At 71.0% G+C, this 15,258-nt stretch carries 12 protein-coding genes; 1 reads left to right on the forward strand and 11 read right to left on the reverse strand.

Features of this window, described 5'->3' with window-relative positions; translation table 11 throughout:
• Positions 1-146: 146 nt before the first annotated feature.
• The 3 genes from ABYF38_RS00575 to ABYF38_RS00585 all read right to left on the reverse strand — a co-directional run bounded on the left by ABYF38_RS00575 (position 147) and on the right by ABYF38_RS00585 (position 4,268).
• Positions 147-2,411 (reverse strand): cell wall-binding repeat-containing protein, encoded by a 2,265-nt coding sequence (locus tag ABYF38_RS00575; protein WP_371152194.1) that lies wholly within the window; start codon positions 2,409-2,411, stop codon positions 147-149.
• A 348-nt stretch (positions 2,412-2,759) separates the two neighbouring features.
• Positions 2,760-3,545, reverse strand: a complete 786-nt coding sequence (locus ABYF38_RS00580; protein WP_371152195.1) for an alpha/beta hydrolase — start codon at positions 3,543-3,545, stop codon at positions 2,760-2,762.
• Positions 3,546-3,680: 135 nt separating this feature from the next.
• On the reverse strand, positions 3,681-4,268 hold the full coding sequence (locus tag ABYF38_RS00585) for a biotin transporter BioY (RefSeq protein ID WP_371152196.1): 588 nt from the start codon (positions 4,266-4,268) through the stop codon (positions 3,681-3,683).
• 202 nt (positions 4,269-4,470) lie between these two features.
• On the opposite strand from ABYF38_RS00585, the gene ABYF38_RS00590 reads away from it, so the two are divergent.
• A complete protein-coding gene (locus ABYF38_RS00590; RefSeq protein WP_371152197.1) occupies positions 4,471-4,815 on the forward strand; it encodes an RNA polymerase-binding protein RbpA in 345 nt (114 codons plus the stop codon).
• Positions 4,816-4,934: 119 nt separating this feature from the next.
• On the opposite strand, the gene ABYF38_RS00595 is transcribed toward ABYF38_RS00590, so the two are convergent.
• The 8 genes from ABYF38_RS00595 to ABYF38_RS00630 all read right to left on the reverse strand — a co-directional run bounded on the left by ABYF38_RS00595 (position 4,935) and on the right by ABYF38_RS00630 (position 15,191).
• The gene (locus ABYF38_RS00595) at positions 4,935-5,681 is read right to left on the reverse strand and encodes a polyprenol monophosphomannose synthase (RefSeq protein ID WP_371152198.1); all 747 of its coding nucleotides are present in this window, start codon (positions 5,679-5,681) and stop codon (positions 4,935-4,937) included.
• 25 nt (positions 5,682-5,706) lie between these two features.
• Positions 5,707-7,590, reverse strand: coding sequence for an apolipoprotein N-acyltransferase (gene lnt, locus ABYF38_RS00600; RefSeq protein ID WP_371152199.1), 1,884 nt, complete (start codon positions 7,588-7,590; stop codon positions 5,707-5,709).
• The gene (locus ABYF38_RS00605; protein WP_371152200.1) at positions 7,572-10,403 is read right to left on the reverse strand and encodes a DEAD/DEAH box helicase; all 2,832 of its coding nucleotides are present in this window, start codon (positions 10,401-10,403) and stop codon (positions 7,572-7,574) included. The genes lnt and ABYF38_RS00605 overlap by 19 nt, the downstream gene beginning before the upstream one ends.
• A complete protein-coding gene (locus ABYF38_RS00610; protein ID WP_371152201.1) occupies positions 10,403-12,541 on the reverse strand; it encodes a helix-turn-helix transcriptional regulator in 2,139 nt (712 codons plus the stop codon). The genes ABYF38_RS00605 and ABYF38_RS00610 overlap by 1 nt, the downstream gene beginning before the upstream one ends.
• Before the next feature lie 167 nt (positions 12,542-12,708).
• On the reverse strand, positions 12,709-13,557 hold the full coding sequence (hisG, locus tag ABYF38_RS00615; RefSeq protein ID WP_371152202.1) for an ATP phosphoribosyltransferase: 849 nt from the start codon (positions 13,555-13,557) through the stop codon (positions 12,709-12,711).
• Positions 13,558-13,560: 3 nt separating this feature from the next.
• On the reverse strand, positions 13,561-13,821 hold the full coding sequence (locus ABYF38_RS00620) for a phosphoribosyl-ATP diphosphatase (RefSeq protein ID WP_371152203.1): 261 nt from the start codon (positions 13,819-13,821) through the stop codon (positions 13,561-13,563).
• A 212-nt stretch (positions 13,822-14,033) separates the two neighbouring features.
• On the reverse strand, positions 14,034-14,711 hold the full coding sequence (locus ABYF38_RS00625; protein WP_371152204.1) for a DUF421 domain-containing protein: 678 nt from the start codon (positions 14,709-14,711) through the stop codon (positions 14,034-14,036).
• A 90-nt stretch (positions 14,712-14,801) separates the two neighbouring features.
• Positions 14,802-15,191, reverse strand: coding sequence for a YccF domain-containing protein (locus ABYF38_RS00630; protein ID WP_371152205.1), 390 nt, complete (start codon positions 15,189-15,191; stop codon positions 14,802-14,804).
• Positions 15,192-15,258: the final 67 nt, after the last annotated feature.

Consider the following 15,258-nt stretch of genomic DNA (forward strand, 5'->3'; position numbering starts at 1 on the left):
CGGGCCTTACTGGCCGCCTCGCCGCAACCCGCCGCTCGCGAACGCGCCGCCGCGCGCGTCCAGGGGCGAGGGGCTGAGCGATAACACTGCCGGGGGCGGGAAGGATGAAAATCCTTCCCGCCCCCGGGCTTTGTTTTGCGGTTCGGTCAGCGCGTGGCGAGCCTGACGGATTGTTCCACCCGCTTGGACACTAGCTTCTCGCCGCCCACCAGGAAGGCGGACACCGGGCGCGGCAGGGACTTCAGGTGCCTCTCCGTGAGCGGCTCCAGCTTGGTCGAGGCGGTCAGGAGCAGCACCCCGCCCTGGCGGGCGGTGAGCGCGGAGGCGGCCAGGGCGTCGGGGAAGTTGTTGCCGTTGGCGATCACCACGCGGCTGGGCTGGGCGAGCGTGGCCGGCCCCGAGGGGTAGGCGCGGGCCAGCTGCGCGGCGGTGTCGACCCGGGAGGCCCCCACCACCCGCCTGGTCGGGACGATTCCGGCGCCGTCCAGGGCCCGGTTGCCGGCGCCGCCCACGGAGACGATCTCCAGCTCCTGGGCGTGCTGGCGCAGGAACTGCTCCGTGCCCGCCGGGAGGGAGGCGCCATTGGTGACGACCGTGATGGACTCTGCGTTCTCAGAGATCGCGCCGGCGGCCAGGCCGTCGGGGAAGTTAGCGCCGTCGGTGACCAGGACGCGGCGCACCCTGCCCGCGTCCGCCGCCAGTGCACGCTGCGCGATCAGCACCGAGGTCTCCGCCCGGTTCTGGCCCGCGATGCGCTCAGACTCCAGTCCGGCTCCGCTCAGGCTGGCCTCCACGGCCGCCGGGACGGCGCCGTGCCCGCCCAGGATCACCACCTTGGTCACGCCGCGCCGCTTGAGCGTGTTGAGCACCTGGGGCTCCAGCGCGCCCTTGGTGTTGGTCAGGTAGATCGGCGCGTCCAGGAGCCGGGACAGGCCGCCGGCGCTCAGGGCGTCGGCGTAGCTGCGGCCCGTGGCGAGCAGGGCGGTAGGGGAGGGCTCCTGCGCCTGGGTGATGCTCACGGCTGTGGCCACGCGGTCGGCCCCGGACAGGCGGGTGATCATCTGCGCGTCCACCCGCACCTGCCGGGTGAAGCTGCGCCGCGAACCGGTGGGGGTGAAGGTGATCGTGGCGGTGCCCGGCGTGCGCGGGCTCAGCACGCCGGTGTTGGCGTCCACGCTGAGGACGTCAGGGGCGGAGGAGGAGTAGGTGCCCGTGACCGCGAAGGTCATCGACTTGTACACTGTGGTGGCACTTAGCTGCGCGCGGTCGTTGCGCGCGAGCACGCCCGGATCCGTCAGCGTTACTGCGCCGGAGTCCGGGATCGGCACGTCCACCGCGTAGCAGCCGTCGCCCACCGCCAGGGCAGGGCTGCTGGCCTGCTCCGAGATGGAGACGTTCACGTAGTGGGTGTCCTCTGACTGGGCGAAGGCGTGGAAGCGCAGCTTGGGGTCCAGCAGCAGGTAGAGGTGCCCGGTTTCCCCGTTGAACGCGCCCTTGTGCTTGATGAGCTGGGGCAGCTCCTCCTCCCACATCTTCAAACCGTATGAGGGGCTCATGCGGTGGGGACTGCAGGCCAGGTTCTCGGAGCTGACGTACTGACCGGTCTTGAGCGTGAGCCCGAACGCCTCCCCGGTGCCGGGGCGCTCGTGTGCGATGCCGGTCAGAATCTGCTCTGCGGCCCGCTGGATCGCCACCCGCTCGGCGTCGTGATCCCACACCACGCGTTCGGCGTACTCGTTGGCGGAGCGGATGCCGGCCTGTGCCAGGGCGGTGCGCAGCGGCTTGCCGTCGAAAGGGGGATTGGCATTCCACATGCGGCGGCGCATCGCCCTGAAGTCGTTCATGGCGCTGCGCCGCACCTCGCCCTGGCGCAGGCGCACCGGCACGCGCACCTGCATGCCCGCGCCCAGCTCTAGACCCAGGTCCAGGTAGCGGGAGTTGGACAGGGTGCAGGAGGACCGGATGGGCTGCAGGCAGGGGTGGCCGCCGCTGAGCGGGAAGGCGGCCTGCTCGTTGCCGACGGCGCCCGTGACGGCCCCGTCCGCGTCACGGCCGGAGCCGCCTACCTGCGCGCCCGGCTCAGGCTGTTCCGCCTCCTCGGTGGGCTCCCCGCCGGTGTTGGCTAACTTCGCACCACCTTCGTCTCGGTTTGGGCCGGCCGGGCCCTGGTCGAACGGCGCCCAGGTCGGGTCACCGGCGCCACCGGGGGCGGCCTCGGGCACGCCGAGCGGCGGTGCGGCAGCGTCGTCCAGCACGATCGGCAGGGACAGGCCGGTGATCGGTGCGGCCGCATCGCCGCTGTCTGCGGTGGGGCGCGGGAAAGGCGAAATCGACACGTCGGCCGCCGCGACGGGCGCCACCAGGGTGGCCGTAACGCAGGCGGCGAGCAGCGATGCACGAAGGCGACGCATTCAAACTCCTAGGCGGGAACCATGCGCGACCACACAGCTCGCAGGTACCGCCTGACCGCGCCGGGATTGACAGACCTTGCTCAATCCCGGCCTTAGCTTATGCGCGCACGCCCGCGTTTGAAGAAAAGCGCCCGTGTCGCAGACGGGGTGCCGAATCGGGGGGAGCCCCCTCCCGCCCGATCTGACATAATGTACATTATCGGCGCTTTGCGTGACTTCGGAGAGGGGTATCCGCCCGGCCTGGCCAAGCACAGCAGCGCCGCCAGCGGGCCGCGTCCCATCCTGCGGTGCGCGCCAAGCTCGGCCAGGCCGGGCCGGGCGGTCAGCCTTGACTAGTCGCTGCCCGCTCTAGCCGCGCAGCTCGTCCCACCAGTTCAGGAACGCCAGCAGCTGGGCGTCCCAGAAGTCCCAGTCGTGCGCGCCCGGACCGTAGAACGTGTGGATGGCGGACTCGCCGTGCGCGGCCTTCGCCGCCGCCACGAAGTCCAGGTTGTGCTGGAACAGCGGGTCCTGCTCGCCACAGCTGACGTACAGGGCCGGCAGGCTGGCGCGGTCCACCAGACCCACCTGGGTCAGCAGGTCGACTTCGGTTCCTTCCAGCGGCGCATCGGGCCCAAAGACACGCCGGTGCTCGCCGCGCTCCAGCTCCTGCCAGCGGGCGGCCACGTTGAGGGTGCCGCTGAAGGCGCCACACACCGAGAACCGCTCGGGTGCGGCCAGCGCCCAGTGCATCGCGGCATACCCGCCCATGGACAGGCCGGCCACGCCGCAGTGCTCGGCCGGCACGTCCAGGCGCAGCAGCTCGGAGACGAACTTCGGCATGTCATAACGTAGGTAGTCCCAGTAGCGCATGCCGCCCACCTCGTTGGCCCCATACGAGCGCCCGAGTTCGGGCATGACCACCACGATGTTGCGCCCCTTGACGTACTGGGTCAGGCGGGAATTGCGCGTCCAGATGGTGCAGTTTCCGCTCATGCCGTGCAGCAGGAACAGCAACCGCTTGGGCTTTTGCCGCCCCTCTCCCCCGCTGCCGGCGGCAAGAATCGTGCCCTCCTTGTCCGACGGGTCGAAGACCGTGACCGGCACCTCCATCTGCAGGGAGGGCGCATACCATTCATAGCGCGCGATAGCCATAAGGCAACCCTAACGAACCCGCCCCGGCCGCGCGGCCCCAATTGCCCACCAGTCCGTCCCTCTCCCCCGCCGCCGCGAAAGACGAAGGGGCGGGCGGCACCCCGTTGTGCCGCCCGCCCCAGCCCGGCGCTGCTATCAGCGGCGCTTGCCGGCGCCGATCAGCGCCCAGGCGCCCGGCACGAGCGCTGCCACGAGGACGCTCTTGAGCGCGTCGCCCACCAGGAACGGGACCACGCCCTTCTGGATGGCCACGATCACCGGCATGTCCACGTGAATGACCATCCAGGTCACGCCCAGCAGGTAGACCAGGCCGGAGGCGCCCGCGCAGGCCAGCGCGAACTTCCACACCGAACGGTCCACGCCGCGCTCGGCGGCGTAACCCACGGCGTAGGCCGCCAGCACGTAGCCCAGGATGTAGCCGAAGGTGGGCGTCACGCCGTACTTGAAGCCGGCAAAGACGGGCGCCCCGACCATGCCGAGCAGGGCGTAGAGCCCCACGGCGGCGGTGCCCCGCTTGATGCCCAGGGCCGCGCCGACGGCCAGCACGCCCAGCGTGCCCAGAGAGACGGGCACCGGGGTGAAGCCGAGCGGGATGCGCACCTGGCTGAGCAGGAACACCACCAGGGTGCCGGAGAGCACCAGCGCCGCGTCGCGCGCCAGGGAGGCGGCCTTGGCGCCCCACATCGAATCAGCTAGGACCAGCGTGTCAGTCTTGTTTGCCATGGGTCCCAGCATGCCATCCCCCTGCGCGCCGCACATGCCTGCGCCGCCCATGGAACTTGCGGCCACATTTTGTATGTTCCCTCCAAGTGGACGACGCCGACCGCGCGACCGCCCGGCGCATGCATTGCAGATCACACACAAGAATCGCTATACTTAATGCTTCGCATGCGCACCTGGTGGTGCGCCCGACGGAAGGACCTTGATGGCCGAGCGCGCTTTGCGTGGAATGAAGATCGGGGCTCACAGCCTGGAGTCCGAGGAGGGCGTGGCGTTCGCCCCGCGCGTGCGCGTTGAATACATCTGCGTCAACGGCCACGTCACCGCGATCCCCTTCGCCGACGACGCTGAGATCCCGGCCACCTGGGAGTGCAAGTGCGGCGCCAAGGGCGTGCGCGTTGGCGAGGCCGACCAGGAAGAGGAAAAGCCGGTCAAGCCGCAGCGCACCCACTGGGACATGCTGCTGGAGCGTCGTTCCATCGAGGAGCTGGACGAGCTCCTGGAGGAGCGCCTGGAGCTGCTGCGCACCGGTCAGCTGCGCCGCTTCTGACCCCGCCGGCGCCGCGCGCGCCCAGGCCCGCCCGGCGGCAATAGCCGGGCGCCCGGCAAGTGAAAGGTGGCCCGCCCCGATTTCCTCGGGGCGGGCCACCTTTGTGCCTAAGCGCTAATTCACTTGCGGCGCTTGAAGAGGTTGCGCAGCTGGCGCGAGCGCTTCTGGAAGCCCCACTTGGCGGTGCGGCCCAGCGCCTCGGTGATGATGTTGCCGCTCATCTTGGAAACGCCCTGCTCGCGCTCGACAAAGCTGATCGGCACCTCGGCGATCTTGCCGCCGATCGCGTCAACGCGGCGGGTCATGTCGATCTGGAAGCAGTAGCCGGCGGACTCGATGGAGGTCAGGTCCAGGCGGCGCAGCAGGTCGGCGCGGAACACGCGGAAGCCGGCGGTGGCGTCACGCACGCCCATGCCCAGCCAGATCTCGGTCCACAGGGAGCCACCGCGCGAGAGCAGGCGGCGGCGCAGCGGCCAGCCCACGGTGCCGCCGCCGCGCACCCAGCGCGAGCCGATCACCAGGTCGGGGTGGTCGGGCGCCTGGGCGCGGTGCAGCAGCACGGGCAGCTGCTCGGGGCGGTGGGAGCCGTCAGCGTCCATCTCGCACAGGAAGTCGTACCCGCGCTCCAGGCCCCACTGGAAGGCCGCGATGTAGGCGGGGCCCAGGCCTTCCTTCTTGGTGCGGTGCAGCACGTGCACGCGCTCGTCCTGCGCCGCCTTCTCATCGGCCCACTTGCCGGTGCCGTCCGGGGAGGCGTCGTCCGCGATCAGGACGTGGACCTCGGGGGCGGCGCGCAGGATCCGCTCCAGCACTCCAGGTAGGGACTCCATCTCGTTGTAGGTGGGGATACACACCAGGATGCTCATGCTTTAACACCTCATCAGTTATCTATCAGGCGCGCCGTTGCGCTTTGGCACTCAAGGCCAAGGTGATTCTACTCCGCGCGGCGACCACCAGTCCGCACCCGGCCAGGAGCGCGGCGCCCAGGGCCAGCGCGTTCTCCACCGCGCCGCCTATGCGGGCCGCGATGGTGAGGGGCTGCTCTCCCACCGGGAATTCGAACAGGAGGCTGCGGGCGGTGAACAGTTCGCGCTTGTCCAGCAGGGTGCCGTCGGGCCCCACCACGCCGCTGACGCCGACCGTGGAGATCTGCACGGCGGGCCGGTTGAACTCTGCGGCGCGCAGGCGGGTCATGGTCAGCTGCTGTTCGCTTTCGGCGGTGTAGCCGAAGGTGGCGTTGTTGGTGGGGATGTAGAGGAATTCGCCGCGCGCGGCCTGCCGCATGACGCTGCCGACTCCGACCTCGAAGCAGATGCCCACGCCCACGTTCACCGTGCGTCCGAGCTGGGCGGCGTGCACGGGCAGGATGGCCGGGGCCGTGCCGGGCAGCATGTCGATGCTGAGTAGGTCGGTCAGGCTGCTCACGCGGGTGACGAAGGAGCGCATCGGCAGGAATTCGGCGAACGGGACGGGCACCTGCTTGGTGTACTGCGCCCCGTATTTGGCGCCGTCGAACAGCACGATGTCGTTGTACCGCACCAGCCTGGACGACGCTCCGCCCGCCTGGTTCTTGGCATCGGCCCGCGAGTTGGGGGCCGCCACGCCTCCGCCATGCGCGCCGGGCCGCCCGGTAGGCGCGGCGCCCTCTTGCTCGTAGCGCACGGCGCCCACCGCGATGGGGGCGGCTACGGCCGCCTGGGCGTCGCTGACCAGGGCGTGGATCTCGGGGTGGTCGCGCGGGTCGCGGTCTGCGGCATTCTCCGGCCACAGCACCATGTCTAGCTTCCAGCCGCGACTGGCGGCCACCTGCGCGGCCTTCTTGGTTTCCTCGGCGTGGTTGCGGGTTACCTCCGCCGCCACCAGGAAGGCGTCCATGCCGGGGTTGTCCACGTTGCCCTGCACGGCGGCCACCTTCACGGTCTCCCCCGCGCCCTCCACGCCGAGGGGGGCCATGCGCAGCCCGGGCACGAAGGCCGGGGCGATCGAGAGGGCCAAGGCCGTGCCGGCCAGGATCAGGGCGTTCTTCCCGTAGGACCACAGCATCAGCAGCAGGGCCAGGCCCCAGAAGGCCAGGAAGGCCACCAGCCCGGCGGAGGAGAGCAGGCGCACGTACGCCAGCAGCGGCCCGTCCACCTGGGTGTAAGACAGGTTAGCCCAGGCCAACCCGCCCCACGGGTAGTAGGAGCGCAGCACGTCGGTGCCGGCGAAGGCGAGCGCCCAGAACGCCGAGAGCGTGAGCACCTCCGCGATGGTCAGGCGCTCAGCCAGCGCCGAGTGCAGCACTCCGGGGCTGGGCGGGCGCCCGGCCAGGATCTCCTCGCGGGCTTCTTGCTGGGTGGGCGGGCGGCGCATGAGCGCGCCTGCCCGACGCGCGGCGCTCCAGGCGGCGTGGTGCCTGCGCCCCCGGCCGGTGAGGCGGTTGCCCGCCAGCGCGGTGATGCCCGTGGCGGCGGCCACGAACAGCGCCTCGAAGGCGCTAAGCAGCACCCACACCCACGTCGCGTCCAGCGAGAAGCGAATGAAGTAGAGGGTGGGCAGGAAGTAGGTCAGTCCCGCCAGGAAGCCGTAGAGCGTGGCCCGCGCGGCGCTGGTCTGCAGGGAGAGGTAGCCCAGCAGGCCGAGCCCGAGCGGGGCGGCCCACCACAGGTTGAAGGGCGGCGGCGCGGCGGCCATGACGAGGCCCGCCAGAAGCGCCGAGATCGAGTGGACCTGCCACAGGGGCCTGCGCCGCCGGCTGAGGTCGGACTCCTTGGGGCCTAGATTTGCCCACTCCATGCAACAACTCCCCTATTCAATGCCTGGTGCGCCTGGCGCGCCGCCAGCGCCAGCTGCGGCGTGGGCGCGGCGGTGGTGAGCTGGTCGGCCAGGTCCATGACCTGCTTGACCCAGCGCACAAAGTCTCCCGGGCTGATCTCGCACTCCGCCAGCGCGTCGGACAGCCTAGCGCCGGCCGCCCAGGCCGTCACCGCAGCCGAGATGCCCGGTTCGGTGGTCTCCAGCGCCTCCAGGCCCGCGCGCTGCGCGCAGCGGGAGACGCGCCTTGCCACCTCCTCGGTCTGGTTCAGGGCGCGCTGCAGCGCCCCGCGCGGCGCTCCCCCGCCCACCGCGCCGCGCGGCTGGTAGACGCAGGCGGCCAGCACGCCGGCCAGTTGGGCGGGAGAAAGATCTTCCCAGATCCCCTCCCGCAGGCACTCGGAGACCAGCAGGTCCTTCTCGCAATAGATGCGCGCCAGCGAACGGCCCGCCACGCTCACCTTGCCGTCGGCCAGGTAGCCCAGCTCGGTGAGCACCACGCAAACCTTGTCGAACTGCGCCACCAGACCGCCGGTGCGCCGGTCCACCTGCGCCAGCAGGCGGTCGCGGTCCTTGCGGGCGCGCAGCCAGCGCCGCGCCTGCCTGGCGTGCTCCTCCCGGTCCGCGCAGCCGTGGCACGGGTGGGCGCGCAGCTGGGCACGCAGCTCTGCGATCCGCTCCTCGGTGCCCTGCACGCGCCCGGCGGGACCGCTCACCCCGGCCGTCACCGGCGCCGCCGCGCCCTCGGTTGCGTCCTGGCCGCCACTGGGTGCGGCCGGCTGGCTCGCGGGCGCGGGCGGAGCGTCGTCCATCAACGCCCGCTCGCGGATGGCGGCCTTGCCCACCTCCCGCACCGCGCGGGCGGCATCGGCGCGCTCGGCCGGCCTGCGCAGCCCGCCCTTGGGCAGGCGGATGCGGCCCAGCTTTTCCACGCCCTGCGGGCACTCCACCATTCCCACCCGCTTGGTGCGGGCGTCCTCGCCGATCACGCTGAGCAGGGGGGTGGCGTCCTTGGTGGGCACGTGCTCCAGCACCACGGCCCAGGTGGTGCGCCGGCCCGCGCGCAGCGCGATCACGTCGCCCCGGCTGACGGCCCACATGCTCCGCTCGGCTCGCTGCCTGGCGTTGTAGGACCGCTCCCTGGCGCCCTCCTTCTCCAGGGTGGCCAGCTCGTCGCGCCAAAGCGCGTACTGCCCAAAGTCGCCCAGGTGGCAGGCCATCTGCGGCGCGGCGGCGCTTATCGCCTCCTCGTGGGTGCGCACCTGACGCGCCACTCCCACCACGGAGCGGTCGGCCTGGAACTGCCCAAACGACTGGCGCAGCACGCCCTGGGCGCGCTCCATCGAGAGCTGCGAGAGCAGGTTGACCGCCATGTTGAACGTGGGCTGGAAGGCGGACTTGAGCGGGTAGGTGCGCCGCGAGGCCAGCGTGGAGACCACCTCCGGGGTGGCCGCGCCGCCCGCCAGCACCACCGCGTGGCCCTCCACGTCGATGCCGCGTCGCCCGGCCCGGCCGGTCAGCTGCGTGTACTCGCCCGGGGAGAGCTGGACGTGCCCGGAGCCGTCCCACTTGCGCAGCGACTCGATAACCACCGTGCGGGCGGGCATGTTGATCCCCAGCGCCAGCGTCTCGGTAGCGAAAACCACCTTCACCAGGCCGGCGGTGAACAGGTGCTCCACCGTCTCCTTGAAAAGCGGCAGCAGGCCGGCGTGGTGGGAGGCGATCCCCTCTCGCAGCAGGTGGGCAAAGGCATCGAAGCCCACCGCCGAGAGGTCGCTGGGCGGCAGCGCGGCGGCCACCTGGTCCAGGTAGTCGTCGATCTGCTCGCGCTCGGCACGGGAGGTCAGGCGCATGCCCGCAGCCAGCACCTCGCGCGCCGCTTGGTCGCAGCCCGCCCGGGAGAACACGAACACGATCGCCGGCAGCAGGCCCTTTTCCTCCAGCGCCGCGATCATTTGCGGCCGGTTCAGGTGCGGCCCACGGGGACGACGTTCCCGCCCGCGCCCGCGCGCAGCCAGGCCGCCCCCGCTGGGGCGTTCCAGCCGGGCGGCGGCCTGCACCAGCTTCGAGTTCAGCACCGGGCGGCCACCCGCGTCCTGACGCTCCTGCCCCTCCCCCCGGTAGGAGTAGAGGTCGAACAGGCGCGCGCCCACCATCATGTGCTGGAACAGCGGGACCGGGCGGACCTCAGAGACCACCACCTGCGTGTCCCCGCGCATCTCTTGCAGCCAGGCGCCGAACTCCTCCGCGTTAGAGACGGTGGCGGACAGGGAGACCAGCTGGACGCGCAGCGGCAGGTGGATGATCACCTCCTCCCACACCGGGCCCCGGAAGCGGTCTGCCAGGTAGTGGACCTCGTCCATCACCACGAAGCCCAGGTTGTCTATCGCCCCGGACTGGGCGTAGAGCATGTTGCGCAGCACCTCGGTGGTCATCACCACCAGGTCCGCCTCCCCGTTGATGGAGGTGTCACCGGTCAGCAGGCCCACCCGGTCGGCGCCGTAGGTGGCCACCAGGTCGTTGTACTTCTGGTTGGACAGCGCCTTGATCGGGGTGGTGTAGAAGGCCCGCTTGCCCTGGGCCAGGGCCAGGTAGCAGGCGAACTCGCCCACGATCGTCTTGCCCGCCCCGGTCGGGGCCGCCACCAGCACGCCTCGCCCCGCCTCCGCTGCGGCGATGGCCTGGCGCTGAAAATCGTCCAGCTCGAAGTCCAAGAAGGCAGCAAACTTCCCCGCCTGGCTCTTTTCCCAGGCGGCGCGTTCCTTGGCTGCTGCGTATGCGTCGGCGTAAGACATCAGCGCTCATCGTAGGCGCGCGCCGCGCCCGCCGCGCGCTGGCGCACCCGCTCCAGCAGCTCCGCCCCGGCCTCGCTGTGCGCGCCCCAGGCTGCGATGTGCCCGCCCCAGCCCAGCAGTTGGCGCTCTAGCCACCTGGCGTTGAAGGCCCGCAGCTCCACCCACGCCTCGCCCATGCCGGCGCCGGCCGCCGCCGCGCACGGCGAGGCGATCGGCTGCTCGCCGATCCACCAGCCGGAGGGCGCCGGCAGCACGCTCACCGCGATCTCCCCGGGCGGTGTGGTGGCAGCGTCGTCCCCCTGCCCAGCGGTCGCCAGTGGGGCGGGCGCCTGCTGTCCCACCGAGACGGCGCCCATGCGGTCCAGGCGGAAGGTGCGCTCCGCGCCGGCGTCGTGGCACCAGGCCTGCAACAGGTGGTGCTCGCCGTCGGCCGTCAACTCCAGCGGGGTGACGCTGCGCTGCGAGGTGCGTTCCAGGGCGTCGGTGTAGTCAAAGGCCAGCACGCGGCCCTCCTGCAGGGCCAGTCGCACAGCCGTAAGGGTCTGGTGCGGCGAGCGCTCCCCCACGATCAGCGGGGCGGCCGCCGCCTCCCCCGCGCCACCGCCCGGCAGCTGGCCCTGAACCGCCGCCAGGGTCTGGGCCACCAGCGGATCGTCGCCGCTGACCGCCAGCAGCACCCGCAGCGCGGCCGCCAGACTCGTGGCCTCCAGGGCGGACAGGCGCAGCGGCTTGGCCATGCCCTGCCCGTCCAGCAGGCTGAGGGTGGCCTGCCCGCCCTCGTCGTCGAGCGCCACGTCTATCAGGTCGTCCGGGTAGTAGCCCGGGCGGCCCGAGACAAAGAGGGTGGACACGTCCCGCTCGATCTCCGCCTCCCCGGCGCCAAAGCGCGCGGCCAGCTCGGAGACCCTGGTGGGGCCGTTGGACTCCAGGTAGGTCAGCAGTGCCAGCATCCGCGTCAGCCGCGTGACCGCAGGCGTGCGGCCCTTGCGCTTGGCCTTCGGGGCGGGCGGCGCGGGCAACTGCTGCACCTCCAAGCCGGCCAGGTGGGCGTGGCTGGCCGCGACGGTGCGCGCCAGCTGCGGCGGGCAGACCACCAGGGCGTCGCTGCCGAGCGCGCACAGGTCCTCCACCGCCCGCGCGGAGTTGCCCAGCTCCAGGCGCAGGCGCTCGCGGCCCGCCGGGGCGGTGGTGGTCGGGGTCGTGGTCGCGGGTGCGGTGGCCGGCGCGGCGGTGGGGGCGGGCTCGGCGTCCGGCACGGCAGTGAGCGCGGCGTCCGGCGCGGCGGTGGGGGCGGGCTGGGCAAGGGCCGCCTGCTCCACGCGCAGGCAGAGCGCGCTGCGGCGCAGGTGCTTGCCCGCGCCCGCGGCCAGCTCCACCACGGCCTCCAGGCGCTCCTCGCCGAACAGGCTCGCCCCGGCTCGACCCGACTCGCTCTGGTCAGGCCCGGGCCCCTCCAGCGGGCCGGCGACCAGCTTCGGGGCGCCCACTATGCGCGAGAGCCGGAAGTTGCGGGCCGCCTTGCGGTCGCGGTCGTAGCCGCGCAGGTACCAGGCGCCGCTGACCTGCCAGGTGGCCCACGGCTCCACCTCCCGCCTCGACACCGGACCGCTCAGGTCCGTGCCCTTGCGGTAGGAAAAGCTCAGCGCCGCGCCGGCGTCCACCGCCGCGAAGATCTGCACCAGGTAGGGGTGGGCGCTGCCGCTGGCGCGCACGGTCCACGGCGCCTCGCTCTGACCGGACAGGGCGCGCAGCTTGGTCAGGGCGCGCGCGGCCGGGCCGGCCAGGTCCGTGGCCTGCCACATGCCCGCCGCCACGGCCAGCACGCCGTGCTGGGCCGGGGTGAGCGGCGGCAGGTCCAGCACGTAGCTGTCCGGGTCCACCCAGTAGCGCACGTCGTCCCCGTGGGTAGCGTCCTGGCTTACGCGCAGCGGCACGCCAATGTCCTTCAGCGCCTGCTTGTCCCGCTCGAACATCATGTTCTGCGCGGTGGCCTCCGCGCCCGCCAGCATCGACTCGTAGCCGTTGACCTGCTGGTAGATCTGGGCGCGCGAGAGCGGGCGACGGGCGTGGAACAGGGCGATGAGCAGATCCATGACGCGCTCGGAGGCGCGATCAGCGCTGGGCGGGAACTCGGTCACGGCCCAAGTATCCCCAAAACCACCCGCCGGGCCGCGCGCACCGCGCCGGGCGCGCGGCCCGCTGCCCGCCCAGAGCTGGCCTGCTCCGGCCAGGCGGGGGCTGCGCAGAGGAAGCGGGGCCGGCCGGTTTAACCGGCCGGCCCCACGGCCCGGGTTGGCGGCTGCCGCTAGAGGCGGCAGGCCACGATGTCGGTGACGATGATCCCGCGCGCACCCAGGTCTGCCAGGTTGTCCATGGCGTCGTTGAGCTCCTTACGGCGCACCATGGAGCGCACGGCCTTCCACGCCGGGTCGTGCAGCCCGGAGATGGTCGGGGACTCCAGGCCCGGGGTGATCGCCACGGCCTCATCCAGGTGGGTGGCCGGGATGTCGTAGTCCACCAGCACGTACTCGCGCGCCACCAGGACGCCCTGGATGCGGCGGTCCAGCTTGTACAGGCCCGGGTCGTTGACGTGGTCGGGGCGCGTGATCAGCACGGCCTCGCTGCGCATGACGCTGGGGCCAAACACCTCCAGGCCAGCGGCCTTCAACGTGGAGCCGGTCTCCACCACGTCGGCCACCAGGTCGGCAACGCCCAGGGCCACGGAGGACTCCACGGCGCCGTCCAGGTGCACCACCTTGGCGTCCAGGCCCTGGGAGGCCAGGAACTCGCGCAGCAGGACGTCGTAGGAGGTGGCGATGCGCTTGCCCTCCAGCTGGGAGATGTCCGTGTACTGGCCGGCCGGGCCGGCGAAGCGGAACTGGGAGGCCCCAAAGCCCAGGGCGCGGTGCTCGATGGCGGCGCAGTCCGGGGTGTCGGCCAGCAGGTCACGGCCGGTGATGCCCACGTGGATGGAACCCTCCCCCACGTAGACCGCGATGTCGCGCGGGCGCAGGAAGAACAGCTCGACCTCGTTGGCGTGGTCCAGCAGCACCAGCTCGCGGCCGGAACGGCGGGTCTTGTAGCCGGCCTCCTTCAGGAGCTGGACGGCGGCCTCAGAAAGCGCGCCCTTGTTGGGTACGGCGATACGCAGCATTGTTTAGAACTTCCGGTAGACGTCTTCGAGAGTGAGGCCCTTAGCGATCATCATGACCTGGGCGTGGTAGAAGAGCTGGGAGATCTCCAGGGCGGCGTCCTCCTGCGACTCGTACTCGCAGGCCATCCACACCTCTGCGGCCTCTTCCACGATCTTCTTGCCGATGAAATGGATGCCCTTGGCATGCTCCTCGACCGTGCGGGAGCCCGGGGTGCCGGCGGCGACCTTGGCGGAGAGATCGGCAAAGAGTTCTTCAAACGTCATGCCGCCACCTTAGTGCGCGCCCGCCCCACCACACCAATGTGATCCCGTCCGTCTCACCACCCGCACAGCAGCGGGGCCCAGCAGCGGGGCCCAGCGCGGCGGCGTGGCCCAGCGGCGGCGTGTCCCGCCGGCTACCTGCCCCATCCCGCACCCGGCAGCCCGGCCCAGCGGCGGCGCGGCCCCGAAACGCGACCGCGCCGCTCGTCTGCCCGCTATTCGATCTCCTTGGCGATGCAGGTGCCGTCCTTCTTGACGATGAAGAGGTGCTTTTCGCGCGAGAGCTCCACCAGGTAGACGTCCTCCAGGGCCAGGTTCTCCGCCTCCAGCTGGGCGATCATCCACTCCTCGTCGCGTTCGACGGCCTTCAGGTGGCGCTCCAGCAGCTCCCCGTTGCGCACCAGGAGGCTGTTGATCACGCCGTCTCCCTTCTTGATCACGGTGAGGGAGCCGTCCGGCTCGATCTGGGCGAAGGCGATGTCCTCGAGCGAGTAGATGCCGCGCGAACGCAGCTGGGAGATGAAGGTGATGACATCGAACTTGCTGGACTTGCCCTCCTCCGGGTCGATCTGGAAGACGCCGTTGACGATGATCGGCAGCGGGTCTGAGGTGACCGCCTGGCGCACCACCAGGAAGCGCATGGTGACGAAGTTGAGCAGGGAGATCATGCCCAGGGCGATCACCAGCACCAGCACGAAGCGCCTAAAGGGGATGTCTCCGTTGTAGATGACGCCGCTGATGATGCCGCCCAGCACGAAGTTGCCGATGTAGTCGATCGGGGTGAGGTTGGAGGACTGCAGCTTGTTGGTCAGCTTCAGGTAGGCGGCGATGATCAAGAATCCCGCCCCGAACTTCAGGAGGGAGAACAGGTAGAACGAGAGGTCGATCGGCATTCGAGGAGGGCCTTATCGCTAGTTGGAGTGGGAGCGGGCAGCGCCCGCCGGGAGCGTGAGCGGCCGGCGGGCGCATGGGTCTTTTAGGGTTCAGTAGCGAATCTGCTGGGCGCGGCCCACCACCTGCTTGCCGAAGGGGAAGCAGGTGATTGGGATGAGCTTGATGTTGGCGATCGCCAGCGGGATTCCGATGATGGTGATGGCCTGGGCCGCGGCGGTGAGCACGTGGCTGACGGCCAACGGCAGCCCGAACAGGATGAACCAGACCACGTTCATCAACGTGGAGCCGACGCCCGCACCGGGCTTGCGCACCACGTCTCGCCCGAAGGGCCACAGCACGTAGCCGGCGATGCGGAAGCAGGCCACGCCGGCCGGCGCGGTGATGATCAGGATGCAGGCGAGCACGCCCACCACGATGTAGCTCAGGAACAGCCAAAAGCCACCGAGCACCAGCCAGATGATGTTGAGCAGGGTACGCACCGGTTCTCCCTTCTGTCGCGGCGCGGCGCGGCCGCGAGCAACGGCCGCCTTCTTGGCAACAATTGTC

Source organism: Buchananella sp. 14KM1171 (assembly GCF_041380365.1).
Classification (GTDB): Bacteria; Actinomycetota; Actinomycetes; order Actinomycetales; family Actinomycetaceae; genus Buchananella; species Buchananella felis.